Here is a 25142-nt window from a genome sequence, read left to right on the forward strand (position 1 = left end):
TGGTAAAGGGGTTCCAGGGAAGCGACGTCTTTCCGGCGGATTTTCTGTTTCCTCCCGCAACAGAACATGGCACCAATGAAGCGGGAGGATTTGATATGGGGACAGCCGCATGAAACTCAAAAACACGGCGTCGCGCGGCCTCGCGGCGACGCTTGCCTTCCTTCCGACCGCGGCGCTGGCGCATACGGGCGCCGGCCATGCCCGCGGTTTTATGCACGGCTTCGGCCATCCGATCTCGGGCCTCGACCATATCCTCGCCATGGTCATGGTCGGCGTCTTCGCCTGGCAGCTCGGCGGCCGGGCGCTGTGGCTGGTTCCGGCGACCTTCGTCCTCGTCATGGCGTTCGGCGGCGCGCTGGGCTTGGCGGGCATCGAGGCGCCCTATGTCGAGACCGGCATCGCGCTTTCGGTGGTCGTGCTCGGCGCGGTCGTGGCGCTGGGCGTCAAAGCTCCGGTCGCCATGGCGATGGGGCTCGTCGGCCTGTTCGCCATCTTCCACGGCCACGCGCATGGCGCGGAGATGCCGGAGGATGCAGGCGGCCTCGCCTACGCCGCCGGCTTCATGATCGCCACCGCCCTGCTGCACGTCGCAGGCATCGGCGTCGGCATGTTGGTCGGCAAGGCCAGCGAAAGTTATGGCCAGGTCGTCGTCCGCACGGCGGGCGGCCTCGCGGCAGTGGCCGGCGTCGGTCTGCTGACCGGAGTGCTGTAGCCAAATCCCCCTCCTCGGACAGGAGAGGGGACTACGCAGGCCGAGCAACGCGCCCGGCCCGCCGATGCCGTTACTGCGAATTCGGCGGTCGTTCTCGCATCCCCAGCATCTTGATCGCCGCCGCGGCCGCGCCAAAACCGTTGTCGATGTTGACGGTGACGATGCCCGGCGAGCAGCTTGCCAGCGCCGCATCGAGCGCGACGCGGCCGCCTGCCGCGACGCCGTAGCCGACCGAGGCCGGCACGGCGATGACCGGCGCGGCCACCAGCCCGGCAAGCACGCTGAACAGCGCGCCTTCCATGCCCGCCACCGCAATGATGATCCGGAACCGGCGGATTTCCTCAATCCGCGCCGTCAGCCGCCAAAGGCCAGCGACGCCGACATCGGCGATGACCGGCGCTTCGTGACCGCAGAAGGCCAGCGCCCGGGCCGCTTCGCGCGCAACTGGCAGGTCGGAGGTTCCAGCCGCGACGATACCGATTCCGCTCACGACAAGCGGGATGTCACCGCCGAGGACCGCGGTGCGCGACAGCGGATCGTAGTCGAGCAGTGCCCGTGTTGTTTCGTCCAGCGCCGAAAAACCAGGCTCGTCGAGCCGTGTCAGCAACAGGCGCCGGCCGCTCTCGCGCGCCGCGCCGATAATGGCGGCGAGCTGCGCGGCGCTCTTGTGGCCGCATAGGACCGCCTCCGGCACGCCGGTGCGCTGGCCCCGCTCCCAGTCCATCTCGAAATCGCCGCTCATGGCCGGACGAACATCGAGCCGCGATTGTAGGCGCGCGCGCCGGCAAAGCGCCGTCCGCTCTCCGCGCACAGCGCCGCGACGATTTTTTCCAGTTCCACCCGCCTCGGCAGTGCATCGTCACCGAGTTCCAGCACCACACCGCCATGGGTAATGCGGCAGCGCAACGTCGCGCCCTTTGCGGCCAATCCTGCGAGCCTGCGTTCGGTGCTTTCGACGAATGCCAGGTCATTCGCATCGATGGCGATGCCGGTCTCGACGCGGCTGGCGAGGCAGGGCTGCGCGGGAAGTTCGGCGATGTAGGCGAGGCCCAGCCGCCGCGCCAGCGCGCGCACCTCGGCCTTGGTCATTTGCGCCTCGACGAAGGGATGGACGACCTCCCGCTCCGCAGCCGCCATGAGGCCGGGCCGGTAGTCACCGAGATCGTCGAGATTTGCGCCGGAAGCGGTCACATGTGGGGTGAGGCAGCGGATGCGGTCATAAAGATTGGTCTTGCAGAAATAGCAGCGATTGACCGGATTGTCGCGATAGCGCGGATCGTCGAACTCGCCGGCGCCGGTAATGATCGTCTGCCAGCCTTCCGCCGACGCGAGGTCGCGGACACGCTCCGTCGCCTCCCGCGGCACCGCCGGCGAGACGGCGTGGATGACGGTAATCGACGGCCGGCCGAGCCGGTGCGCGAAAGTAGCCAGCGTCATCGAATCGACGCCGCCGCTGACGGCGATGGCCAGCGTCTCGAAACGTCCGAGCCTTTCCGCCAGGCGTTCGGCCGCGTCAGGCATCGCCGCCCTCCGCTTGCCGTTTCAGCGCGCGGCGTTCGGCCAGGCTGTCGCCAGTTAGCGCGTCGCTCTCCGCCTTGGTCGTGCGCCCGCCAGGCCGCGCCACCGCCTTGACCGGCAGGCCGGCGACGTTCGCGGTCTCGCGCGGCAGCACGATGCGCCGCTCTTCGCGCAGGCGCAGTCCGATGGTCGAGGTTTCGGCGAAACACCGCGCCGCCACTGCTTCGGCGGTCTCCGGCCGTGCCAACAGATGGAAGGAGACGACGGGGCGGCTCTTCTTGCCGAAACGCTGGCCGATCGAGACATCGAGCACGCCGGCAGCAACCCGCAGGCGCTCGGTGGCCACGCCGATCTCCTCGCCGGTCATGTCGTCCACCTCGAATTCGATGACGGTGACCCGGTCGGTGCCGAGGTCGTCCTCCCTCTCGAAGACCAGCGCGCGCAGCACGTTCGGCATGCCTGGGAGGGTTCTCGTGCCCGCGCCGGTGCCGGAGGCGGTCAATCGACCCGCCGCCCGCGACTTCCCCGGGTCGACGAGATGTTTCAGGATTGCCGCGCCGGTCGGCGTCACGCGCTCGCCGGCGATGTCGTCGTCGCGCCAGTCGAAACCTTTCAGGATCGCGACGGTCGCGGGCGCCGGAACGGGCAGCAGGCCATGCGCAGTCCGCACCATTCCGCCGCCGCGCGGCAGTGGCGACACGCTCCAAATCGCCCCATCGAGCGCGGCGGCGATGCTGCCGGCACAGGTCACATCGAGAAGCGAATCCCAGTCGGCGATCTCGTGGAAATGCACCTGCTCCAGCGGCACCCCGTGGATGGCCGCTTCAGCCTTCGCCAAAATGGTCAGGATGGCGACCGCGTGCGTCGCCGTGCCCGGATGCAGCGACGCGGCCTCGATGCGCGCCACCATGTCGCGAAAACTGCCGTCGCCTTCGCGCTGGCCGTCATGAGCGTGCGTATGCGGATGAGGGGCGTGCGAATGATCGTTATCGGCGTGTGCATGATCATGGGGGGCATGATCGTGGACATGCGCCGCACCCCCACCCCTAGCCCCTCCCCACAAGGGGGAGGGGGACTCTGCGGCCGCAATGCCGAGCGAAATCGTTGACGATTGAAATTGAGCGGAAGCGCCGCCGGATTCCCCTCCCCCTTGTGGGGAGGGGCTAGGGGTGGGGGTAACGCTGTGCCCGATTGTCTTATGAAGCGGAGCAGCCGGACTCTCGGCCTCCAGCCCAAACCTTAGCACCCGGATCGCGCCGCTTTCCCCTTCCTCAAGTCGAACCTTCCCGGCCTCCGCCGGCAACACCGCTGCCCCGTCGGCCAGCACGCGCTCCCTCAACTCTGGAAAGGCATCGAGCAGCGCCGCCACGAACATGTCGCCGGCGATCCCGCCGACGGCATCGAGGTGGATGGTTTTCACGCCGCCTGTCCGTGCACCGGGATGACGTAGGGGCCTTCCGGGATGACCGCCACCGCGCCGTCGCCATGGCGGGCGACGCTCTCGGCGATCGCCGCGTCGAGCGACGGCACCAGCTCGACGCCGGTGATGCGGCGCTCCTCGCTGTCGAGGCCCGTCGTGTAGAGCTGGATTTTTCCGACGCGCATCGGCTTCAGCTGCATCTCCGTCTGCCACTCGTCGATGTCGGCCAGAGTCTTGGCCGAAAGTGTCGCCAGGAACCGCTCGGGACCGAGTTCGACCAGCCGCTCCTGCGCCTGCCGGAATTCGTGGCTGCCGAACCCTTCCGAACATTCCGACGCGATGATCAGTGTGCCGCCGGGTTCAAGAATGTCGATGGGCGTCACCATGCCCTTGATCGTCTGGTAGTAGGTCTTGTCGAGCGGATAGCCCGCCGACGAGGTCACCACCGTCTTGAAGCGGCGAGGCACCTTAATGCAGGTGGCGTCCGAAACGAAATCCACGGCTGCCAGATGGCTGGCGATGATCTCGCCGAAGGTGACGCAGACGAGGTCGCGTTCCTCGTCCAGCACGGTGTTCAGCGCATAGATCTCGCCGACCATGCGGACGATCTGCAACTGCTCCTCGTGCAGCGGATTGCCGACGAGGTTGCACTGGACCGCGAGCGGGTCTTCCATGAAACGGGCGGAATGGAAGGTGCGGATGGTCTCGTGGCCGGCGACGCCCGGCGCCACGACTTTTCGGCCGCCCGACCAGCCGGCCATGAAATGCGGCTCGACCAGTCCGGTGGCGATGCGCAGGTCGGCTTCGACGAACAGCCGGTTGATGCGCACCGGCGTGCCGCGTGTCGGCGTCACGCCGAGGTCGACATGGTCCTGCTCGTTGCGGGCGAAGTGGTTGGTGACCCTGACCGTCTCCAGCACCCAGGGGTCTCCGACCAGTTCGGCGAGTTCCGCACCCTCGTTGGGCCGGTGCAGGCCCGTGGCGACCAGCACGTCGATGCGGTCGGCGGGAATGCCGCCGGCAATCATCGTCTCGATCATCGGCCGCAGGAACAGCCGGTTCGGCACCGGCCGCGTGATATCGCAGATCAGGATGCAGGCGCTTTTACGCCCTTTGACGAGTTCGGACAGCGGCGGCGAACCGATCGGATTGTCGAAGGCGCCGCGGATCGCGGCGCCATTGTTGCCAAGCTTAGGCAGGGCGGCCTTGCGCAGAACGGTTGGTTCCGCGCCTGCCGGCAGCGACAGCGCCAGGGTTCCGCGCCCGAAGGCGAGTTCGATCGAGACGCTGTCGTGCATGGCTTACCCTCCCCAGGCTCTGGTCAGCCCTGGAAAAACTCCTGGCGCTGTTCGCCGAGGCCTTCGATGCCCAGCGTAACGACATCGCCGGCCTTCAGGAAGATGTTCGGCTTCTGGCCAAGGCCGACGCCGGGAGGCGTGCCGGTGGAGATGATGTCGCCCGGCAGCAGGCTCATGAACTGCGACAGGTAGGAGACGAGGTAGCGCACGCCGTAGACCATGGTCTTGGTCGAGCCGTCCTGGAATTTCCGGCCGTTGACCTCGAGATGCATCTTCAAATTCTGCGGGTCGGCGACCTCGTCGGCCGTCACAAGCCAGGGGCCGGTCGGGCCGAACGTGTCGCAGGACTTGCCCTTGGTCCACTGGCCCTGGCGCTCGGCCTGGAAGGCGCGCTCGGACACGTCGTTGATGACGCAGTAGCCGGCGACATGGTCCATAGCCTCGGCTTCGGAGACGTATTTCGCCTTCTTGCCGATGACGAAGCCGAGTTCGACTTCCCAGTCGGTCTTAAGCGAGCCGCGCGGGATCTCGACCGGATCGTTCGGGCCGACGATGGCCGAGGTGGCCTTCATGAAGATGATCGGCTCCGGCGGCACGGTCGCGCCGGTCTCGGCGGCGTGGTCGGAATAGTTCAGTCCGATGCAGATGAATTTTCCCGTGCCGGCCACGCAGGCGCCAAGGCGCGGATTGCCTTCGACCAGCGGCAGGCTGTTGACGTCGATGGCGCGGATGGCCTCAAGTCCTTCCGGAAGCAGCGTGCTGCCGGCAATGTCGGACACCTTGCCCGACAGGTCGCGGATGCGGCCTTCGCTGTCGAGAATTCCAGGCTTCTCCTGGCCCGCCGGGCCGTAACGCAGCAATTTCATCTCAGGGTCTCTCCTCGGGGATATCGTATCGGGTCTAAAGGCTCGGTCCGCCGTCGATCACGTGGACATGCCCGGTCGTATAAGCCGAAAGACCGTCGCCGGGATAGACCGCACATTCGGCAATTTCCTCTCCGCCGCAATCAAGCCGCTACAGGTGGAGCCGTCCTTGTCGCCTAACGCGGTATCGGTATCAACAGCCGGAGCGTTCGAAACGCTGGCAAGCCCGACTTCGAGCCGGCGCCGCTGCTGCTCGGCTTCGTGCTGGGGCCGATGCTCGAGCGCCGGGCGATGGTGCCTTCCAGGGGCGACTCAAGCGTGTTCTTCACCCTGCCGGGCAGCCTCATCCTGCTTGCCGCCGTCCTGCTGGTCGTGGTGCTGTTGCCCAGCATCCGGTCGAAACGCGACGAAGTGTTCCAGGAATGACCGGCAAGGGGTTTGCGGCCGCCGGCAACCTGATCCACTTCGCTATGCGCTACGGGCCGCTCTCGCGAGCGGACCGTTATTCATTTGCATAACTCGCATTCAAGATTGCCGGCGAAAGCCAGCAGGCGTAGCGCGTGAAAAGCATGTTCCGGCAAGCCGGAACGGCAGAAAAGACGGCCCGTCCCGCCTTTTCAGGCGTCAGTTTGAAGCCCATCGCAGTCTTTTCGCGCTTGCCGAACGATATCTCGCTGATATCGTTCGATCTTCCGGACTTTACGCGCGTTTGCGGAAGGCTTCTGGGAGCGTCAGACCTTGCCGCCGAGTTCGTCCTCGACATGGGCGCGGACGATGTCGTCGAAGGAAGTTTCGGCGCGGAATCCGAGCGCCTCGGCGCGCGGCGTCTCGAGCCGCTCGGCCCAGCCGGAGACGATTTTGATAATCGTTTCATCGGGTTCGCGGCGGATCAGCTTCACCGCCTTGTCGCCGCCGAACCGGCGCAGCGCCTCGATCTCCTCGCCGACCGTCGCCGAAAGTCCGGGCATCGCAAGGTTCCGCCGGTGCCCGAGCGGCGCCAGATCGATGGTCGCCGCATGTTCCAAAAAGTTCACCGCAGCCCGTGGGCTGGCGAACCAGTGGCGAACGCTTTCCGACACCGGCAGCACCGCCTCCTGGCCGGACAGCGGCTCGCGTAAAATGTTGGAAAAGAAGCCGGAAGCAGCCTTGTTCGGCTTGCCGGGCCTTATGCAGATGGTCGGCAGGCGGATGCCGATGCCGTCGAAAAAGCCGCGCCGGCTGTAGTCCGAAAGCAGCAGTTCGCCGATCGCCTTCTGCGTGCCGTAGCTCGTCGCCGGCGTTGAAAAATATTCATCTCCAATGGCTTGCGGGAACGGCGCGCCGAACACCGCGATGGAGGACGAGAACACGACGCGGGGCTTGTAGGACTGGCGCAGCCCCTCCTGCCGGATCGCCTCGAACAGGAAACGCGTACCGTCGAGATTGATGCGGTAGCCCTTGTCGAAGTCGGCCTCCGCCTCGCCCGACACGATGGCCGCAAGGTGGAAGATCAGCTCCGGCCGCATGGCGACCAGCTTTTCGCTCTCGCCCGGCGTCGACAGGTCGGTCACGACCGTCTTCACCTCGGCTGCCGTCTTCGGCGCCGATGGCTCGACGACATCGACCAGCGTCATCCGGTCGATCGCGGATTTACCGACGGCGCCCGTCGCGGCGAGGCGTTCGGCGAGCTTGCGGCCGACCATGCCGGCCCCGCCAATGATCATCACATGCATTTCTTGGTTCTCTTCCCAATTCGGATTGCCGAAGACACATAGCCCGGAACGCCCTTGAATGCATGGGGAAATCGCTCTCCGGAAGAGGCGGCGACTGGCGGACGATTCGCCGCCGGGCGCGCGGCAGATCCACCCTTGGCATCGGCCGCAGGACCTACGGACCACGCCGCCGGCCTTGCCTTGCCCATGCAAGTCGAGCATTGAAAGCGTCGACCTTCGCTTCTCAGGGGCTTCGATTGACAGCGCAACCGGCAGACACCGCCGACCTCCTCTCCGCATTCAAGAACCGGCAGGCGACGGTCGCCGTCATCGGCCTGGGTTATGTCGGTCTGCCACTGGTCAAGGCGATCGTCGAGGCGGGGTTCACGGGGCTCGGCATCGACATCGATCCCGAAAAGATCAGGATGCTGCACGAGGGCATCGCCTACATAAAGCAGTTCGATGCGGGCTTTTTCGTCGATCGGATCGCCGACGGGCGCTTCGCCTGCACCGCGGATTTCGCGGCGCTGGCAAAGGCTGACGCGATCATCATCTGCGTGCCGACGCCGCTGACGAAACACCGCGAGCCGGACCTGTCCTATGTGGCCGGAACCGCCCGCTCGATCGCGCCGCATCTGAGACCCAACCAGCTCGTCGTGCTGGAATCGACGACCTATCCCGGTACGACGACCGAGTTGCTCGTGCCGCTGCTGGAAGCGAGTGGCCTGAAATGCGGTGCGGATTTCTTCGTCGCCTTCAGCCCGGAGCGCGAGGACCCTGGCAACCCGGACTACGGCACTCAGTCGATTCCCAAGGTGGTCGGCGGGGTCGACGAGACCTCGCTGGAACTGGCGGTGGCGCTGTACGACCAGATCGTCGTCAAGACGGTGCCGGTGTCGTCCACGGCCACCGCCGAGGCGGTAAAAATCACCGAGAACATCTTTCGCGCTGTCAACATCGCGCTGGTCAACGAGTTGAAGCTGATCTACGGCGCGATGGGCATCGACGTCTGGGAGGTGATCGAGGCTGCAAAGACAAAGCCTTTCGGTTTCATGCCCTTTTATCCCGGCCCGGGACTCGGCGGCCACTGTATCCCGATCGATCCGTTCTACCTCACCTGGAAGGCGCGCGAATTCGACATGCCGACGCGGCTGGTCGAGCTTGCCGGCGAGATCAACACGGCTATGCCGGGTCACGTCGTTTCGGTCTGCATCGAGGAACTCAACGCCCGCTTTGCGAAAGGTCTGAACGGCTCGAAGGTGCTGCTGGTCGGGCTCGCCTACAAGAAGAATGTCGGCGATATCCGCGAGAGCCCGGGCCTTACGCTTATCCGGCTGCTTGAGGAGCGTGGCGCCAAGGTCGACTATCTTGATCCGCACGTGCCGGTCATCACAATGACCCGCGAGCATCCGGAAGTTGCCGGTCGTAGTTCGGTCGCCGGCGATGCCGAAACATTCGCACGCTACGATCTGGCACTGATCGCCACCGACCACGACGCAGTCGATTATGCGGCACTGGTCGAGAACAGCCGGCTTGTCGTCGACACGCGCAATGTCTGCGCGCGCAAGGGCGTCCATTCGCCGAAGGTTGTGAAGGCATAGGCTGACGGCAGGGTGGCGCCTGCATGCCTGTTCCTTCTGTCTTTTGTGCCGATGCGTTCTTTCACACAACGTATCGGCGTGAAAATGCGTGTGTTTTGACTTGGCCGGATAAAGAACGATACGAAATGCGCCGCGCGACGGCTGACCGGCGCGACCGTTGATTCGAAACTGCGCAAGGCACGCATGACCAGAAAACCGATCCGCTTCATCGATCTTCCCGCCCAGCAAGAGCGCATCAAGGCGAAGGTCGATGCGGCGATCCAGCGAGTGCTTTCCCACGGCGCCTACATCCTCGGACCGGAAGTCGGCCAGTTCGAGGCGGCGCTCAGTGAATTCTGCGGCGCGAAGCATTCGATCGGTTGCTCCAACGGCACCGACGCGCTGACGCTCTGCCTGATGGCCAAGGGGCTGAAGCCCGGCCAGGCGGTGTTTTGCCCGAGCTTTACCTTCGCGGCGACAGCCGAAGTGGTCGCCATGCTTGGCGCGACGCCGTATTTCGTCGACATTTTCGAAGACACCTTCAACCTCGACCCGGCAAGCCTGAAGCTGGCGATCGCCCAGGCCAAGAAGGACGGCCTGTCGCTCGCCGGCGTGATCGCGGTCGACCTGTTCGGCCAGCCGGCCGACTACGAGGCGATCGAGCCGGTCGTGGCGGACGAAGGCATGTGGCTGCTCTGCGACGCCGCGCAAGGGTTCGGCGCTACCTATCGCGGCCGCAAGCTCGGCACCATCGGGGCGATGACGGCCACGAGCTTCTTCCCCGCGAAACCGCTCGGCGCCTATGGCGACGGCGGCGCGATCTTCGTCGATGACGACGAGGTGAATGCGGTGATCCGCTCGCTGCTGGTCCACGGCCAGGGGACGGACAAATACGACAATGTCCGCATCGGCATGACCGGCCGGCTCGATACGCTGCAGGCGGCGATCCTGATCGAGAAGCTGGCGATCTTCGACGACGAGATCGTCGCGCGCAACCGCATCGCGCGGGCCTACAATGACGGGCTTGGCGACGTGGCGACGGTGCCGAGGGTACTGGACGGCTGCGTGTCGACCTGGGCGCAGTACACGATCCGCACGCGCGGCAAGGATCGTGACACCGTGGTCGCGTCACTGAAGGACAAGGGCGTGCCGACCGCCATCTATTATCCGCAACCGTTGCACCGGCAGACTGCCTACAAACATTTCCCGGTGGCCGGCAACGGCTTGCCGGTCAGCGACCGGGTGGCGCAGGACGTATTCAGCCTGCCGATGCACGCCTATCTCGAAGCCGACGACCAGGCGTATATCATCGACAGCGTGCGCGAGGCGCTGGCGGCGTAATTGTGGATGCTCGATCTCGGTTGAAATCCAAAGTGGTCAATAATAGTTATTGGCTGTCTGGGATGACCACGAGGCAAGCCGATGGCATTCAGCGTGGAACTTGGCGAGACCCTTGAACAGGTGGTGACCGAACTGGTCGCCAACGGCCGTTACAATTCCAAGAGTGAAGTGCTGCGCGAAGGCGTACGGCTGGTCCAGGAGCGTGAGGCGCGACTACGGACGCTTCATGCGGCAATCGAATGCGGCATCGCCGATGCCGATGCCGGCAGGGTCGAGGACGCGGAGGTATTTCTTGACCAGCTCGAGCAGAAATATCTTCGGATGGCTGGCGTATGACGCTCGTCGTCACGGATAAGGCGAGCCGCCGCTCGTCTCGTGAAGGAGTTCCTCCGGAGCTTCCGCGAGATCAGGCTGAGGCCAAGAGCCTATCCCTTTGTCGTCGGGTACGAACGCCGGCAACTCCGGCGCAAGGTGCATCGCAACGATCTGATTTTCTATCGTGGCACGGAGGATCGGATCGAAATCGTTCACGTCATCCATGGCACCATGGACTACGAGACGATTTTGGGGGAACGCAAATAGCGGCCCCCTAAAAATGTTTCCGTATTTTCAGGCCGAACCGATCGGTAGCTGTCCTGATAGCTACGCCGCCCCGCTCAGCTTCGACTTCTCGAAACGCTTGCGCTCGTTCGGGTCGAGATAGAGCTTGCGCAGACGGATGGTTTTTGGCGTCACCTCGACCAGTTCGTCGTCCTGGATCCAGGCCAGCGCACGCTCCAGCGTCATGCGGATAGGCGGCGTCAGCTTCACGGCCTCGTCCTTGCCGGCGGCGCGGATGTTGGTGAGCTTCTTGCCTTTCAGCACGTTCACTTCCAGGTCGTTGTCGCGCGAATGGATGCCGATGATCATGCCTTGATAGACTTTTACGCCAGCCTCGATGACCATCGGACCGCGGTCTTCCAGGTTCCACATGGCGAACGCCACGGACTCGCCAGCGTCGTTGGAAATCAGCACGCCGTTGGTTCGCTGCGGGATGTCGCCCTTGTAGGGCTCGTAGGCATGGAACAGCCGGTTCATGACCGCCGTGCCGCGCGTGTCGGTCAGGAGTTCCGACTGGTAGCCGATCAGGCCGCGGGTCGGCGCGTGGAAAACCAGGCGCTGGCGGTTGCCGCCGGACGGGCGCAGCTCGATCATCTCGGCCTTGCGCTCCGACATCTTCTGCACGACGACGCCGGCATGCTCCTCGTCGACGTCGATGACGACTTCCTCGATCGGCTCCAGCAGGTCGCCGTTCTCGGCCTTCTGCATGACGACGCGCGGCCGCGACACGGCGAGTTCAAAACCTTCGCGGCGCATCGTCTCGATCAGCACGGCAAGCTGCAATTCGCCGCGGCCGGAAACGAAGAACGAGTCCTTCTCGGACGATTCCTCGATCTTGAGTGCGACATTGCCCTCGGCTTCGCGCAACAGGCGGTCGCGGATGACGCGGCTGGTCACCTTGTCGCCCTCGGTGCCGGCGAGCGGGCTGTCGTTGACGATGAACGACATCGTCACCGTCGGCGGATCGATCGGCTGCGCGTGCAGCGGCTCGGTCACGGAGGGGTCGCAGAACGTGTCGGCCACGGTGCCCTTCGACAGACCGGCGATCGCGACGATGTCGCCCGCCTGGGCCTCGTCGATCGGCTGGCGCTCAAGGCCGCGGAAGGCGAGGATTTTCGAGATTCGTCCGGTCTCGACCAGCGAGGCGTCGTTGGAGAGGACCTTGACCGGCATGTTGGACTTCAGCGTGCCGGATTCGATGCGGCCGGTGATGATGCGGCCCAGGAACGGGTTGGCTTCCAGCAGCGTGCCGATCATGCGGAAGGGGCCGGGGTGGACCGCCGGCGCCGGCACGTGCTTCAGGATGAGATCGAACAGCGGGGCCAGGCCCTGGTCCTTCGGCCCTTCCGGGTTTTCCGCGACCCAGCCGTCGCGGCCTGAGCCGTAGAGGATCGGGAAATCGAGCTGCTCGTCATTGGCGTCGAGTGCTGCGAACAGGTCGAACACCTCGTTGACGACTTCGACGTGGCGCGCATCGGGACGATCGATCTTGTTGATGACGACGATCGGCCGCAGGCCGACCTTCAGCGCCTTGCCGACGACGAATTTCGTCTGTGGCATCGGCCCTTCGGCGGCATCCACCAGCACGATGGCCGAATCCACCATGGATAGGATGCGCTCCACCTCGCCGCCGAAATCGGCGTGGCCGGGGGTGTCGACGATGTTGATGCGGGTGTCCTTCCAGTCGACCGAGGTCGCCTTGGCAAGGATGGTGATGCCGCGTTCCTTTTCGAGGTCGTTGGAGTCCATCGCGCGCTCGGCTACGCGCTGGTTCTCGCGGAACGAGCCGGCCTGCCTCAGAAGCTGGTCGACCAGCGTTGTCTTGCCATGGTCGACGTGCGCGATGATCGCGATATTGCGGATGTTCATAGTTAACTCGGGAAGGTTTCGGGCGCGATATCGATATACGCCGCGTTTCGTTGGCGGGGCTCATAACGGATTTTTCGCAATTGCGAAAGGGCTCTGAAGCGCGCCGGCCATGCGGCAGTTAGGCGGGACCTATGCGTCGTCGCACGGGCCGGAGGGGAACCGCCGCAGCGTCCGGCGCGAAATCGGCGAACAGGATTCCAAAACAAGGAAAGCCGCCCGGGGGGAAGGCGGCTTTCCAGATGGGGAGCGGTTCGGGAGGGGACCGAAAAATTCTCACCCTTGCAACAATGCCCGGCGCAAGACATGGTTGCATCGCAAACCGAAAAAAGTTTCAGGTTTCGGCGGAGGCGACCTTCGCATCGCCTACGAAGCCTTCACTGGCGACCAGCAGCCGCTGGGTATAGGGCTCGGCGGCGCGGTGGGCAGCCAGATCGGCCGACGTCAATGGCTCTACGACCTTGCCGGTGCGCATCACGAGCAGGCGGTCGCACATATGGGCGATCACGGCAAGGTCATGGCTCACCATCAGATAGGTCAGCTTGCGGTCGCGGCGGATCTGTTCGAGCAGATTGAGCACTTCCGCCTGCACGGAGGCGTCGAGCGCCGACGTCGGTTCGTCGAGCAGCAGGATCGACGGTTCGAGGATGAGCGCGCGGGCAATCGCCACGCGCTGGCGCTGGCCGCCGGAAAGCTGGTGCGAATAGCGGAAGCGGAAGCCGGAACCTAGGCCGACTTCGTCCAGCGCCCGCAGGATGCGGCGTTCGGCATCGGAAAAACCATGGATCGCCAGCGGCTCCGCAAGCAGCCGGTCGACCGTCTGGCGGGGATGCAGCGAGCCGTAGGGGTCTTGGAAGATCATCTGGACGCGACGGTAGAAGGCCTTGTCGCGCTTTCTGCCCAGCGCGCTGCCCTCCACAACGATGGTTCCGCTCTCCACCGGCGCCAGCCCGGCGATGGCGCGCAGCACCGTCGATTTTCCAGAGCCGGATTCGCCGACAAGGCCAAAGGATTCGCCCGGCTGCACCGTCAGGCTGACGCCATCGAGGGCCCGGAAACCGTCATAGGTCACCACGAGTTCTGATATGTCGAGCGAAGCTGTCAAAGCAGCCACTCCGGCCGGCGGTCCAGCGTCGGAAGCGGATGCCGGTGGTGGTCTATGCGCGGCATGCAGTTCAGCAGGCCCTGCGTGTAGGGGTGTTTTGCGCGCGACAGGTCCGAGGCGGCGATTTCCTCGACGATGCGACCGGCGTACATGACGATGACGCGGTCGCAGAAGGACGAGACCAGCCGAAGATCGTGCGAGATGAAGATCAGGCCCATGCCGCGATCGGCCACCAGCCGGTCGAGGATGGCGAGGATGTCGAGCTGCACCGTGACGTCGAGCGCCGAAGTCGGTTCGTCGGCGATCAGCAGTTCGGGGCCGGCGATCAGCATCATGGCGATCATGGCGCGCTGGCCCATGCCGCCGGAAACTTCGTGCGGGTAGAGGTCGAAGACGCGCGCCGGGTCGCGGATCTGCACGGCGGCCAGCATGTCGAGCGTCCGTTCGCGCGCTTCGCGCTTGTAGATGTTTTCGTGGGCGCGCAGCGCCTCGACGATCTGCCGGCCGATCCGCATGACCGGGTTCAGCGAATATTTCGGGTCCTGCAGGATCATGGCGATGCGTTTGCCGCGCAGGTCGCGGCGAAGGCGGGGCGTCGCCTTCAACAGGTCGATGCCGTCGAACTCCAGGCGCTTTGCGGCGACCTGTGCGTGCGGCGGCGTCAGGCCGAGGATGGCGCGTCCGGTCTGCGACTTGCCGGAGCCGGATTCGCCGACGATGCCGAGCCGTTCGCGCCCGACCGTAAACGAGATGCCGCGCACGGCTTCGACGATCCCGGTCCTTGTCGGGAAACGGATGGACATGTCCTCTACGGAAAGCAGCGTCATTGGCTGCCACCCCTCGGGTCGAGCGCGTCGCGCAGGCCGTCGCCGAGCAGGTTGAAGCCGAGGCTGACGATGAGGATCGCCGCGCCCGGCATCGCCGCCACCCACCACTGGTCGAGGATGAAGCGGCGGCCCGACGCGATCATCGCGCCCCATTCGGGCAGCGGCGGCTGCGCGCCGAGGCCGAGGAAGCCGAGGCCGGCCGCGGTGATGATGATGCCGGCCATGTCGAGCGTCACCCGCACGATCAGCGAGGAGATGCAGAGCGGCATGATGTGGCGCAGCACGATGCGCCAAGGCGAGGCGCCCATCAGGCGCACCGCTGAGATGTAGTCGGAATTGCGCACCGTCAGCGTCTCGGCCCGCGCGATGCGCGCATAGGGTGGCCAGGAGGTGATGGCGATGGCGATGACCGCGTTCTCGATGCCGGGGCCGAGCGCCGCGACAAAGGCCAGCGCCAGGATGAGTTTCGGGAAGGCGAGAAAAATGTCGGTGATGCGGGTCAGCACCATGTCCGTCCAGCCGCCAGCGTAGCCTGCCACCGTGCCGACGATCAGCCCGACCGGAGCGGCGATGATCGCCACCAGCACGATGACGTAGAGCGTCAGGCGCGAACCGTAGATGACCCGCGAAAGGATGTCGCGGCCCTGGTCGTCCGTGCCGAACCAGTGCGCGTCGCTCGGCGGTAAGAGGCCGTCGCGCAGATTGCCGACGGTCGGCGCGTAGGGCGCGAGCACATCGGCGAAGGCGGCGACGAGAAGCAGGGCGACGATGATCGCCAGGCCGAACAGCGCGAGGCGATTGGCGGAGAAGCGCCGCCAGGTCATGTAGGCGCGGCCGAGCCTCGCCTGCATTCGGGACGCCGGGCGCTCGCTCAGCAGCCAGTCGCGGCGGCTCATGGTGACGCTCATGCGCGTGTCCTTGGATCGAGGAGGCGATAGAGCAGGTCGGCGAACAGGTTTAGGCCGATGAACACGGCGCCGATGACGATGGTGCCTCCGAGCACGGCATTCATGTCGGCGTTCTGCAGTGAGTTGGTGAGATACATGCCGATGCCCGGCCAGGCGAAGATCGTCTCCGTCAGCACCGAGCCTTCGAGCAGCGTCGCGTAGGAGAGCGCGATGACGGTGACCAGTGGAACGGCGGCGTTGCGCAGCGCATGCCCCCAGATGATCCGCGTTTCGCTGAGGCCCTTGGCGCGGGCCGCGACGATGTATTCCTGCGCCAACTCGTTCAACATGAAGGAGCGCGTCATGCGGCTGATATAGGCCATGGAAAAATAGCCGAGCAGCGAGGCTGGAAGGATGATGTGGCTGAAGATGTCGGCGAAGGCGCCCCATTCGCCCTGAATCGCCGCATCGAACAGGAACAGGCCGGTGATCGGCGTAAACGTATATTCATAGGCGATGTCGATGCGGCCGGGACCGGCCACCCAGTCGAGCTTTGCATAGAAGATCAGCAGACCCATCAGGCCGAGCCAGAAGATCGGGATGGAGTAGCCGATCAGGCCGATCACCCGCACGATCTGGTCGATCAGGCTGTCGCGTTTCACCGCCGCCAGCACGCCGAGCGGAATGCCGAGCAGCAGGCCGATGAGGGTGCCGACGGTGGCGAGTTCCAGCGTTGCCGGGAACACCCGCAGGATATCCTGCATCACCGGATTGCTGGACAGGACCGAGGTGCCGAAATCGCCGGTCAGCGCTTTCTTCAGATAGATCGCGAATTGCTGCCAGAGCGGTAGGTCCAGCCCGTATTGCTGGCGCGCGGCGGCGACCGCGCTTGCGGACGCCCGGTCGCCGACGATGGCCAGAACCGGATCGATCGGTACGACCCGGCCGATGAAGAAGGTGACCGTCAGCAGGCCGAGGAAAGTGACGGCGCCGACGACGACAAACCGTACGATGGCAGAAAGCACGGCGGAGGCGCCTTTACGCCTCCGCCGCGTTTCGATCGTGGTAGTGACGCTCGCCAATAAACCGGGCTTTTCGGTTTGTTACTTGGTCACAGGCCCGACGAAGTTGGTGTCGAAGGTCGGGCCGAGCTTGAAGTTCTGGATGTTCTTGCGCAGCCCGGCGACCTCCGTTTCCTGCCACAGGAACACGAACGGGCCGGTCTCGCGCACCTTCCTCTGAAGGTCGGCATACATTTCCGCGCGCTTGGTCGCATCGCGCTCCAGCAACGCCGCCTTGGCCTCGTCCTGGATGTCGGCCGGCACGTCCCAGGCGTTGCGCCAGGCGAGCGTCTTGTTCATCGAATCGTCGGCGTTGTTCGGGTTGATGCCGAAGGTTTCCGCGTTGGAGTTCGGATCCCAATAATCGACGCCCCACTGGCCGATATAGGATTCGTGCGTGCGGGCGCGGAACTTGGTCAGCACCTGCTTGAAGTCGCCCGGGATGATCTCGATCTTGATGCCGGCCTGCGCGGCGTTCTGCTGCAGCGATTCGGCGACGCCTGTGACCGGCTGGGTGCTGCGCACATCCATGGTCATCGAAAAGCCGTCCGGCAGGCCGGCCTTGGCCAGCAATTCCTTGGCCTTGGCGATGTCGAGCTTGTAGGGCTTGTCGTCGAGCGCGCCGAGAATGCCCTTCGGCAGGAAGTTCTGGTGCATGGAGCCGATGTTCCTCAGCAGCGTGTCGCCGAGCGCATCGTAGTCGACCAGGTATTTGAACGCCTCGCGCACTTCCGGCTTGGCGAGGTTTTCGTTCTTCTGGTTGAAGCTGAAGAAAAAGACCGTGCTCTTCGGCGTGGCGGTGATCGCCAGGTCGCCGTTCTTGCTGACGGCGTCGATGTCGCCGGGCTGCAGGTTGCGGGCAACGTCCACATCGCCCTTCTCCAGCAGAAGCCGCTGCGTCGCGCTTTCCTTGACGTGGCGATAGATGACACGGGCGAGATTGCCCTTGGTGCCGTAATAATTGTCGTTGCGCTCCAGCACGACGACCTCGTTGGCGCGCCATTCGCGGGTCTTGTAGGGGCCGGACCCGCCATAGTTGGTCTTCATCCAGCCATTGCCGAAATCATTGTCGAACTTGTATTCGTCGCTCGGCGTGACGGCGGCGACGTGCTCCTTCACTGTCTTGCTGTCGACGACCGCGCCGACAGTGGCGGTCAGGCAGTTCAGCACGAAGCTCGGCGCATAGGACTTGTCGACGGTGAAGACGAAGGTCGACGGGTCGGCGGCCTTGGCCTTTTCCGCGACGTTGTCGCCGGTCAGGCCGAACTGCTGGATGATGAAGGCGGGGCTCTTGTTCAGCTTCACGGCGCGCTCGAACGACCAGGCCACATCCTCGGCGGTGATCGGATTGCCGGAGGCGAATTTCAGGTCTGGCTTCAGCTTGAAGGTGTAGGTCAGACCGTCGTCGGAGACGGTCCAGTTCTCGGCGATGCCGCCGATCACCTTGGTGGTGTCGTTGGCGTCGAGGCGCACCAGCATGTCATAGGTATTGCCGGTGATCTCGCCGGTGGAAAGCTCGAACGCCTCGGCGGGGTCGAGCGAGATCATGTCGTCGATCGCCCAGGCCTGCACCAGCGTGTCGGCCGGGGTGTCGGCATAGGCGGGCATGCCCGCGATCATCGCCGCCGAAAGCGCCGCGCCGCCGAGAAGCAGTGCAACTCGCCTGTTGATCTTGTCCATCAGCATGATTCTTTCCCCTTTTTCTGTTTTCGCGGAACTGCCTCAATCCTGCTCGTGCCAGGCGGAGCGGAGGATTCTGAGCCAGTTCCCACGGCATATCTTGCCGAGTTCCAAGTCAGCATATCCGGCGTCCCGCAGTCCGGCAACGAGCTTGTTCATGCCCGCCGCGTCGGCGATTTCGGCAGGAACCAGCGCGCCGTCGTAGTCGGAGCCGATCGCCACGCCGTCGATGCCGAGCTTGTCGACGAGATAGTCGATGTGCCGGACCATGTCGGAAATCGGCGTGTCGGCGCTCTCGCGTCCATCGGCGCGCAGCATGGTGACGGCGAAGTTCAGCCCGACAACGCCGTTGCTCTCGCGGATCGCCGCAAACTGCTTGTCGGTCAGGTTGCGAGCGACCGGCACCAGCGCGTGCGGATTGGAGTGGGTGGCGACCAGCGGCTGGTCGGTGATCGCCGCGACGTCCCAGAACCCTTTCTCTGTGATGTGCGACAGGTCGATCATGATGCCGAGCTTGTTGCAGGCCTTGACGAGTTCCTTGCCGGCATCGGTCAGGCCAGGTCCGGTGTCAGGGCTCATCGGATAGGAGAAAGGCACGCCGTGCCCGAAGATGTTGGTGCGGCTCCACACCGGGCCGAGCGAGCGCAGTCCGGCGGCGTAGAAGACGTCGAGCGCGGCCAGGTCCGCGCCGATCGCCTCGCAGCCTTCCATATGCAGCACTGCGGCGAACGCATCGGCCGCGATCGCGTCCTCTATCTGCCGTGTCGAACGGCACAGGCGCCAGCCGCCGGCGCGCTCCAGCCGGACGGCGATCGACATGTATTGCAGCGCGATGTCGAGCGAGGGCGCGCGTTCCAGCGGTTTCGGCAGTGGTGTGTCGTAAGCGCCGTCCGGACCCGGCGCCTTGAAATGCAGGTCGTCGGAAGGAATGTAGATGGCGCAGAACCCGCCGGCGAAACCGCCTGCGCGTGAGCGGGGCAGGTCGATATGCCCGGTCGGAGACCCATCGATGAATTCCGATATCGGGTCAAAACCCTCGCCTTCCCTCCGCCACAGGCGGAAAAGAACGTCATTATGACCGTCGAAGACTTTCTGCATGCTGACCTCTCGTGAGCGGGCGGTGCAGGCTAGCCGTTCGGGCGGCATCCGCAAGCCCGCTTGGGTTCACGCCGGAAGACACGGTCCTCCCGGCGATTGGTCCACCATGCGCGAAGGATCGGCGCCCCGGTTGGAAGCTACTCCTCGTCGTCGCCGCTGATCCAGGAATGCGGCGACACCTTCTTCTGCGTCGAGCCGTCGACGAAGACCCACCAGCCGGCGTCGCCCTCGTCCCAGTCGCCACCGCTGCCGCGCATGCGCTCGAGCGATCTGTATTGGCCGATGGATTCGTTCTCCTGTCCATCTGCGTCCGTCCATACGATCCGCACTTTGCGTCCGTCTCTGGGGGCCGTGTCGATCGGTCGGGTCTGTGCCATGTCAATCTCTCCTCTCCTGCCGTATCGTCATGATCGGCGTGCCGCCCGACGCACGCAATCCCTGGGCGACGCCGGACAAGTGGAACAATCGGGCGCGGCGTGGGTTGCATCTCAACCGTATGGTTAGCCAATCCTTAATTGTTTGGACTCTATGTATCGCTCGTGCCCGGTGGATCAGGCTCTTGCCTCGTCCGTGGGGGCCGGCACGATGGCGCAATCTGGCAGGGGAGGAGCTGTGTCCCCGAGGAAAAATCCGAACTCGGCCGTGCGGCTGCGCGGTGCTGGTCAGTGCGCGCCGCTTGATCTTTCCGCCGAAGAGGCGGGAACGCTGATCGATGCCGGCGGCGACTGGTTCTGGGAAACCGACGGCGGGTTGCGCTTCTCGTGGCTTTCGGAGGGATTTCAGGCGGCCACCGGCCTTGATCCGGCCGATCTGCTCGGACGCTCCTATGCCGATTTCCTGGCGCTTCATGCCGGGATGACGCCCGCCGCCACATCACACCTTTCCGAATTGCAGGCGCGCCGGCCGTTCCGCGATTTCGCGTGCGAACTCGAACGCGGCCGCCCGGACTGCAGATGGGTCTCGATCGCCGGCTTCCCGCGCTTCGACGGGACCGGGTCGTTCGTCGGCTATCGTGGCTCGGTCCGGGACGTAACCGGGCTTGCGCTCGCATTTGCCCACGCAGGCGGTGCAAGCGGGCCGAAGGAGCCGAATGCCAGACACATCGAAAAGGAAACGGAGGGATTGCAGGCAGCGCGCCTGATGGCCGCGCTCGACGTCATGTCCGATGCCTTCTGCTACTACGACAAGGACGACCGCCTCGTCCTCTACAACCGGGCGCTGGTCGATATGTATGGCGACCTCGTGGAAGAGATCCGGCCCGGCGTCAGCTTTTCCGAACTGGTGCAGGCAGGCGGCGCTCAAAACGCCTGGAAGACACAGGGCGAGCGTCCGGATGAATGGGCGGCTGGTCTCGTTGCCGCACGGCGGGCTCGCAGGCCGTCGAACAGCGTTCTGCGCTTCTCCGACGGGCGTGTCTTCATGCACCGGGAAACGCCGACGGATGACGGCGGCACGATCGCGATCTGCACCAATGTCACCGAACTGGAGATCAAGCGCACCGCGCTCGACGCCGCGGATCGGCAGAAGCAGCAATTGCTGTCCGATCTCGAGCGGACCATCGATTCGCTCGACCTCGGCGTCGTCCTGCTCGATGCGGATCTCAACGCGGAGATCATCAACAAGGCATTCTATTCGATCTGGAACCTGGAGCCGGACGCCGTGGGTCTCGGCTCGCCGTTCCGTGCGCTGATGGACGTGAACCGTCACAACGGCGTGTACGATGTCGCCGACGCGGATTGGGAACAGTATGTCGCGTCGCGGATCGCGGAGATCGGCGCCGGCGAGGTCGCGCCGCGTGAATTCACCCGCGCCGACGGCAGAACGACAGTCTATTCCGTCACAGCGCTTTCGGGCGGCAAACGGCTCGTCTCCTATTTCGACGTCACCGAGATGAAGAAGCGCGAACTTGAATTCGCCGAGATCCACGAGCGGTCGCGTCTCGCGGAATCCGTCATCGACACGATCAAGGATCCGATCTTCATCAAGAACAGCGAGTTGAAGTTCGTCCTCGTCAACCAGGCCTTCGCCTCGATCTACGGCATGACCGTGGACGAGATGATCGGGACGCGTGGCGGCGATCATGTCTCGGGGGAGGCGGGGCTGCGTTTCGAGGAGACCGAACGGAGCGTTCTCGAAACAGGCGAACCTTATGAAGTCGAGGAGAATTTCGATTTCGAAGGCATTGGCCGCACACGGATCGTACGCAAGAGCCGCGTGGAGACAGAAGGGGGCAAGCAGTATGTCGCCGGCTTCGTCTTCGACGTCTCGCAGCTCAAGGCGCGCGAGATCGAGGCTGACGAGGCGCGCCAGCGTCTGGCGGACGTTCTGGAATCCCTGCCGGCCGGTGTCATCATCTACGACCGCGACGACAATTTCGTGCTCGCCAATCGCCGGCTTCAGGACACGCTGCCGGCGATGAAAGGGTGCTGGGCGCCGGGCAAAACCTTGCGCGATGCACTGGAGCTCGCCCACGCCGTCGGCTACTTCCGCGAGAGCGGCGATCCCGACGTAGATGCCCTGTATGATGTGGACCGCGACGCCTGGGTCGAAGGCTACACGGCGCGTTACCACAAGCCACAACTGATAACCGAACGCCGCAATCCGGACGGACGCTGGTTCCAGGTCTACGACACCCGCACCAGGGAAGACATTTTCGTCGGCGTTCGTGTCGACATCACCGAGATCAAGGAGCGTGAAGGATCGCTGCGCGATTCTATGCGCCAGATCGAGCTGTTCAGTCATGTTCTGGACGAGATGCCGGTGGCGACCAACATCAAATCCGAGACCCTGGCGCTCGAATACGTCAACAAGGCCTGGTGCGACCTCACAGGCTATTCGAAGGCGGAAGTGGTCGGCAAGACCGACCGGGAGCTGTTCGGCAGCGGCGAGGGCGATGGGTTCACCGCCGACGACACCTATGTGGCGGTCACCGGCAACGGGCTCCAATCGGAAGAAGTCGTCACCCACCGAAACGGCGCGTCGGTGCATCTGATGACCCGCAAGGGCCGGCTGACTACGCTTGACGGTGTCCGGCATGTCTTCGGCTGCAGCACCGATATATCCGAGATCAAGCGCCGGGAGGCGCTGCTTCAGCAAAGCCTGCGGGAAAACGAGGTTTTCCGCAGCCTGATCGACAATCTGCCGACCGCGATCTACGCCAAGAAACCCGATCTCGAATTGGTCTATGTCAACAAGGGCTGGTGCGACCTGACCGGCTTCTCCAAGAAGGAAGCCATCGGCAAGACCGATGTCCAACTGTTCGGCACGTATGGCGAAGCCTTTGCCCAGGCGGATCTCGAGGTGCTGGAGACGGGGCGCACCCGTGTGCTCGAAGAGACGGTGATGGCCGACGACGGCTCGGTCCGCCACCAGCTCGCCCGCAAGAGCGCCTTCGCGGCGTCCGACGGCTCGCTCTATCTGATCGGCTCGACCGTAGACGTGACCGACCAGAAGCTGCGCGAGGTGGAACTGCGGGAAGCACGGCGGCGCGCCGAACTGGCGGACCGCGCCAAATCCGAGTTCCTCGCCAACATGAGCCACGAGATCCGCACGCCGATGAACGGCGTGCTCGGCATGGCCGAATTGCTGGCCAGGTCCGACCTCGATCCCAAACAAAAGACCTTCACCGACATCATCGTGAAGTCCGGCAACGCGCTGCTGACGATCATAAACGATATCCTCGATTTCTCGAAGATCGATGCCGGCGAGCTTGTGCTCGACGCCGTGCCGTTCACGCTTTCGGAAGCGATCGAGGATGTCGCGACCCTGCTGTCGACGCGGGCGAAGGAAAAGGACCTCGAACTCATCATCCGCATCGCCCCTGATCTTACCGACAACTATGTCGGCGATGTCGGCCGGATAAGACAGATCGTCACCAACCTCATCGGCAATGCGATCAAGTTCACCGATGCCGGCCACGTGCTGGTCGAGGCGACGAACGGCGACGGCAGCAACGGCACCAGTCTGCGCATTTCGGTGACCGATACGGGCATCGGCATCCCGCAGGAAAAGCTTTCGGCGGTGTTCGACAAGTTCAGCCAGGTCGACACATCGTCGACCAGGCGCCACGAGGGCACCGGGCTGGGCCTGGCGATAACGTCGCGGCTGGTTGCCATGATGGGCGGAACGATCGGTGTCGAAAGCCGGGAAGGGCAGGGCTCGACCTTTTCGTGCACCTTCTCGCTGCCACATGCGGAGGCTCCCGCCCGGCAAAGGTTCGCGCCGTTCGATGTCAGCGGCGCCCGCGTCCTCGTCGTCGACGACAATCCGGTCAACCGGGCGATCCTTCTGGAGCAGATGGCGAGCTGGCGGTTCGATGCCTGCGCGGCCGCCAGCGGCGCCGAGGGCCTGCAGGTGCTCGCGGCTGCCACGCAGCTCGGGCTGGCCGTCGACTGCGTCGTGCTCGACTACCAGATGCCTGGGATGACCGGGCTGGACGTGACCCGCGTGGTGCGGGAGACACCGCTGTTTTCCGAGACGCCGATCGTCATGCTGACCTCCGTCGACCTGTCGCTCGGCATGGCGGTCGTGCGCGACCTCGGGATCGACGCTCACCTTACCAAGCCGGTGCGCTCGTCGGGTCTGCTCGAGACGCTCACCGCGACCATCCAGAAGCGTCGCCGCCGGCATGGTCTCGTGCCTCCGACGGGGTTCGCGGAAGAGACTGCGGCATTCGCGCACGACGCCGCCCCGGCATCGCAACGTGAACCACGACGCGCGCGACATGCCGAGGCGGCGACGCCGCATCGCGTCGAGATACTGGTGGCCGAGGACAATGAGGTGAACCAGCTGGTCTTCACCCAGATCCTTGCCGACACCGGTCTGACCTTCGAGATCGTCGGCAATGGCCGGCTGGCCGTGGAAGCGTTCCGGGAGATGCGGCCGATGCTGATCCTGATGGACGTGTCCATGCCCGAGATGAACGGCCTGGAAGCCACCGGCGCCATCCGGGCGCTGGAAGCGGCCTGGGGAACCCATACGCCGATCATCGGCGTGACCGCACACGCGCTCAAGGGCGACCGCGAGCGCTGCCTGGAAGCCGGCATGGACGATTATCTCTCGAAGCCCATCAGCCCCAGGGCGCTGCTCGACAAGCTGGACCGCTGGATGGGTTCGGCTCGCATGCCTGCTGGCAGCAGAGCGTCGCCCTCGACCGCCTGAGCGCCGCATCGCCGCGAAGCGGCATGGGCGGTCTTATAGCTGTTAACCAACCTGCATAAAAGTCGCCTGCATAGGGCCGGCGGATTTCCAGCGTGGTACGCAGGTGATACCGTTGCGCTGCAACAGCTATTGTGGGGGGCTATGAGCGTGCAGATAAATGTCGGAAGCGGCGGCCGTGGAGCGTAGCGCTCCAGGTGCGGCGTCGTGCTTTTCATCCTGATGGTTCTCTTGGCGCTGACGATCCTGTCGAACGCTTCGGCAAGGGGCAGGGCGGGCGCGCTGGCCATTTTCCTGCTGGCGCCCGGTCCCGCTGGTTCGCCATTTCCCGGCAGTGCGGCCAAGTCTTTTGCCGCACGTATCGGTTATATTCCGCTGAATATCGTTTACACTATTTTGCTCGCGGCGTCGCTTCGGCCCGGCCCTGAGGCGTAGCCC

Annotated in this window: 21 protein-coding genes and 1 pseudogene; 7 read left to right on the top strand and 15 right to left on the bottom strand. The window is 64.6% G+C overall.

Annotated elements, in window-relative coordinates; genetic code table 11:
- Positions 1-109 precede the first annotated feature (109 nt).
- Positions 110-712, top strand: coding sequence for a HupE/UreJ family protein (locus tag ACSBOB_RS06985; protein ID WP_442581718.1), 603 nt, complete (start codon positions 110-112; stop codon positions 710-712).
- A 70-nt stretch (positions 713-782) separates the two neighbouring features.
- Here the strand turns inward: ACSBOB_RS06985 and larB are convergent, their stop codons facing one another.
- The 5 genes from larB to ACSBOB_RS07010 are packed head-to-tail and all read right to left on the bottom strand — an operon-like array spanning position 783 to position 5814.
- Positions 783-1454: a nickel pincer cofactor biosynthesis protein LarB gene (larB, locus tag ACSBOB_RS06990; protein ID WP_442581719.1), complete on the bottom strand. Its 672-nt coding sequence runs from the start codon at positions 1452-1454 to the stop codon at positions 783-785.
- Complete coding sequence (locus tag ACSBOB_RS06995) at positions 1451-2233, bottom strand: adenine nucleotide alpha hydrolase (RefSeq protein WP_442581720.1); 783 nt, start codon at positions 2231-2233, stop codon at positions 1451-1453. The genes larB and ACSBOB_RS06995 overlap by 4 nt, the downstream gene beginning before the upstream one ends.
- Positions 2226-3605 (bottom strand): LarC family nickel insertion protein, encoded by a 1380-nt coding sequence (locus ACSBOB_RS07000; protein WP_442583667.1) that lies wholly within the window; start codon positions 3603-3605, stop codon positions 2226-2228. Before ACSBOB_RS07000 ends, ACSBOB_RS06995 begins: the two co-directional genes overlap by 8 nt.
- A gap of 41 nt (positions 3606-3646) precedes the next feature.
- Positions 3647-4948 carry a nickel-dependent lactate racemase gene (gene larA / locus ACSBOB_RS07005; protein ID WP_442581721.1) on the bottom strand — a complete coding sequence of 434 codons (1302 nt, stop codon included), beginning with the start codon at positions 4946-4948 and terminating at the stop codon, positions 3647-3649.
- A gap of 23 nt (positions 4949-4971) precedes the next feature.
- Positions 4972-5814 carry a fumarylacetoacetate hydrolase family protein gene (locus ACSBOB_RS07010; RefSeq protein WP_442581722.1) on the bottom strand — a complete coding sequence of 281 codons (843 nt, stop codon included), beginning with the start codon at positions 5812-5814 and terminating at the stop codon, positions 4972-4974.
- A gap of 231 nt (positions 5815-6045) precedes the next feature.
- Here ACSBOB_RS07010 and ACSBOB_RS07015 point away from each other — a divergent pair.
- A pseudogene (locus tag ACSBOB_RS07015) lies at positions 6046-6237 on the top strand (tripartite tricarboxylate transporter permease); the annotation flags it as partial.
- Positions 6238-6542: 305 nt separating this feature from the next.
- Here ACSBOB_RS07015 and denD read toward each other — a convergent pair.
- The gene (gene denD / locus ACSBOB_RS07020) at positions 6543-7523 is read right to left on the bottom strand and encodes a D-erythronate dehydrogenase (RefSeq protein WP_442581723.1); all 981 of its coding nucleotides are present in this window, start codon (positions 7521-7523) and stop codon (positions 6543-6545) included.
- 236 nt (positions 7524-7759) lie between these two features.
- Between denD and ACSBOB_RS07025 the strand changes: the two genes are divergently transcribed.
- The 3 genes from ACSBOB_RS07025 (at position 7760) to ACSBOB_RS07035 (ending at position 10759) form a co-directional block, all read left to right on the top strand.
- Positions 7760-9103 carry a nucleotide sugar dehydrogenase gene (locus ACSBOB_RS07025; protein WP_442581724.1) on the top strand — a complete coding sequence of 448 codons (1344 nt, stop codon included), beginning with the start codon at positions 7760-7762 and terminating at the stop codon, positions 9101-9103.
- Between the two features lie 183 nt (positions 9104-9286).
- The gene (locus tag ACSBOB_RS07030) at positions 9287-10423 is read left to right on the top strand and encodes a DegT/DnrJ/EryC1/StrS family aminotransferase (protein ID WP_442581725.1); all 1137 of its coding nucleotides are present in this window, start codon (positions 9287-9289) and stop codon (positions 10421-10423) included.
- A gap of 81 nt (positions 10424-10504) precedes the next feature.
- Complete coding sequence (locus ACSBOB_RS07035) at positions 10505-10759, top strand: type II toxin-antitoxin system ParD family antitoxin (protein ID WP_442581726.1); 255 nt, start codon at positions 10505-10507, stop codon at positions 10757-10759.
- 9 nt (positions 10760-10768) lie between these two features.
- On the opposite strand, the gene ACSBOB_RS07040 is transcribed toward ACSBOB_RS07035, so the two are convergent.
- The 9 genes from ACSBOB_RS07040 to ACSBOB_RS07080 all read right to left on the bottom strand — a co-directional run bounded on the left by ACSBOB_RS07040 (position 10769) and on the right by ACSBOB_RS07080 (position 19924).
- Positions 10769-10963, bottom strand: a complete 195-nt coding sequence (locus ACSBOB_RS07040) for a hypothetical protein (RefSeq protein ID WP_442581727.1) — start codon at positions 10961-10963, stop codon at positions 10769-10771.
- A gap of 102 nt (positions 10964-11065) precedes the next feature.
- Complete coding sequence (typA, locus tag ACSBOB_RS07045) at positions 11066-12892, bottom strand: translational GTPase TypA (protein ID WP_442581728.1); 1827 nt, start codon at positions 12890-12892, stop codon at positions 11066-11068.
- A 331-nt stretch (positions 12893-13223) separates the two neighbouring features.
- Positions 13224-13994, bottom strand: coding sequence for an ABC transporter ATP-binding protein (locus ACSBOB_RS07050; RefSeq protein ID WP_442581729.1), 771 nt, complete (start codon positions 13992-13994; stop codon positions 13224-13226).
- Positions 13991-14821 (bottom strand): ABC transporter ATP-binding protein, encoded by an 831-nt coding sequence (locus tag ACSBOB_RS07055; protein WP_442581730.1) that lies wholly within the window; start codon positions 14819-14821, stop codon positions 13991-13993. The genes ACSBOB_RS07050 and ACSBOB_RS07055 overlap by 4 nt, the downstream gene beginning before the upstream one ends.
- Positions 14818-15729, bottom strand: a complete 912-nt coding sequence (gene nikC, locus ACSBOB_RS07060; protein WP_442581731.1) for a nickel transporter permease — start codon at positions 15727-15729, stop codon at positions 14818-14820. Before nikC ends, ACSBOB_RS07055 begins: the two co-directional genes overlap by 4 nt.
- Positions 15726-16733, bottom strand: coding sequence for an ABC transporter permease (locus ACSBOB_RS07065; RefSeq protein ID WP_442581732.1), 1008 nt, complete (start codon positions 16731-16733; stop codon positions 15726-15728). Before ACSBOB_RS07065 ends, nikC begins: the two co-directional genes overlap by 4 nt.
- Positions 16734-16811: 78 nt before the next feature.
- On the bottom strand, positions 16812-18455 hold the full coding sequence (locus tag ACSBOB_RS07070; protein WP_442581733.1) for an ABC transporter substrate-binding protein: 1644 nt from the start codon (positions 18453-18455) through the stop codon (positions 16812-16814).
- A 36-nt stretch (positions 18456-18491) separates the two neighbouring features.
- The gene (locus tag ACSBOB_RS07075; RefSeq protein ID WP_442581734.1) at positions 18492-19547 is read right to left on the bottom strand and encodes a dipeptidase; all 1056 of its coding nucleotides are present in this window, start codon (positions 19545-19547) and stop codon (positions 18492-18494) included.
- A gap of 137 nt (positions 19548-19684) precedes the next feature.
- On the bottom strand, positions 19685-19924 hold the full coding sequence (locus ACSBOB_RS07080; RefSeq protein ID WP_442581735.1) for a hypothetical protein: 240 nt from the start codon (positions 19922-19924) through the stop codon (positions 19685-19687).
- Between the two features lie 208 nt (positions 19925-20132).
- Between ACSBOB_RS07080 and ACSBOB_RS07085 the strand changes: the two genes are divergently transcribed.
- Positions 20133-24707 (top strand): PAS domain-containing protein, encoded by a 4575-nt coding sequence (locus ACSBOB_RS07085; RefSeq protein ID WP_442581736.1) that lies wholly within the window; start codon positions 20133-20135, stop codon positions 24705-24707.
- A gap of 204 nt (positions 24708-24911) precedes the next feature.
- Positions 24912-25139 carry a hypothetical protein gene (locus ACSBOB_RS07090; RefSeq protein WP_442581737.1) on the top strand — a complete coding sequence of 76 codons (228 nt, stop codon included), beginning with the start codon at positions 24912-24914 and terminating at the stop codon, positions 25137-25139.
- The last annotated feature ends 3 nt before the right edge of the window (positions 25140-25142 follow it).

Origin of the sequence: Mesorhizobium sp. KACC 23794, from assembly GCF_052180275.1 — a bacterium.
Classification (GTDB): Bacteria; Pseudomonadota; Alphaproteobacteria; order Rhizobiales; family Rhizobiaceae; genus Kumtagia.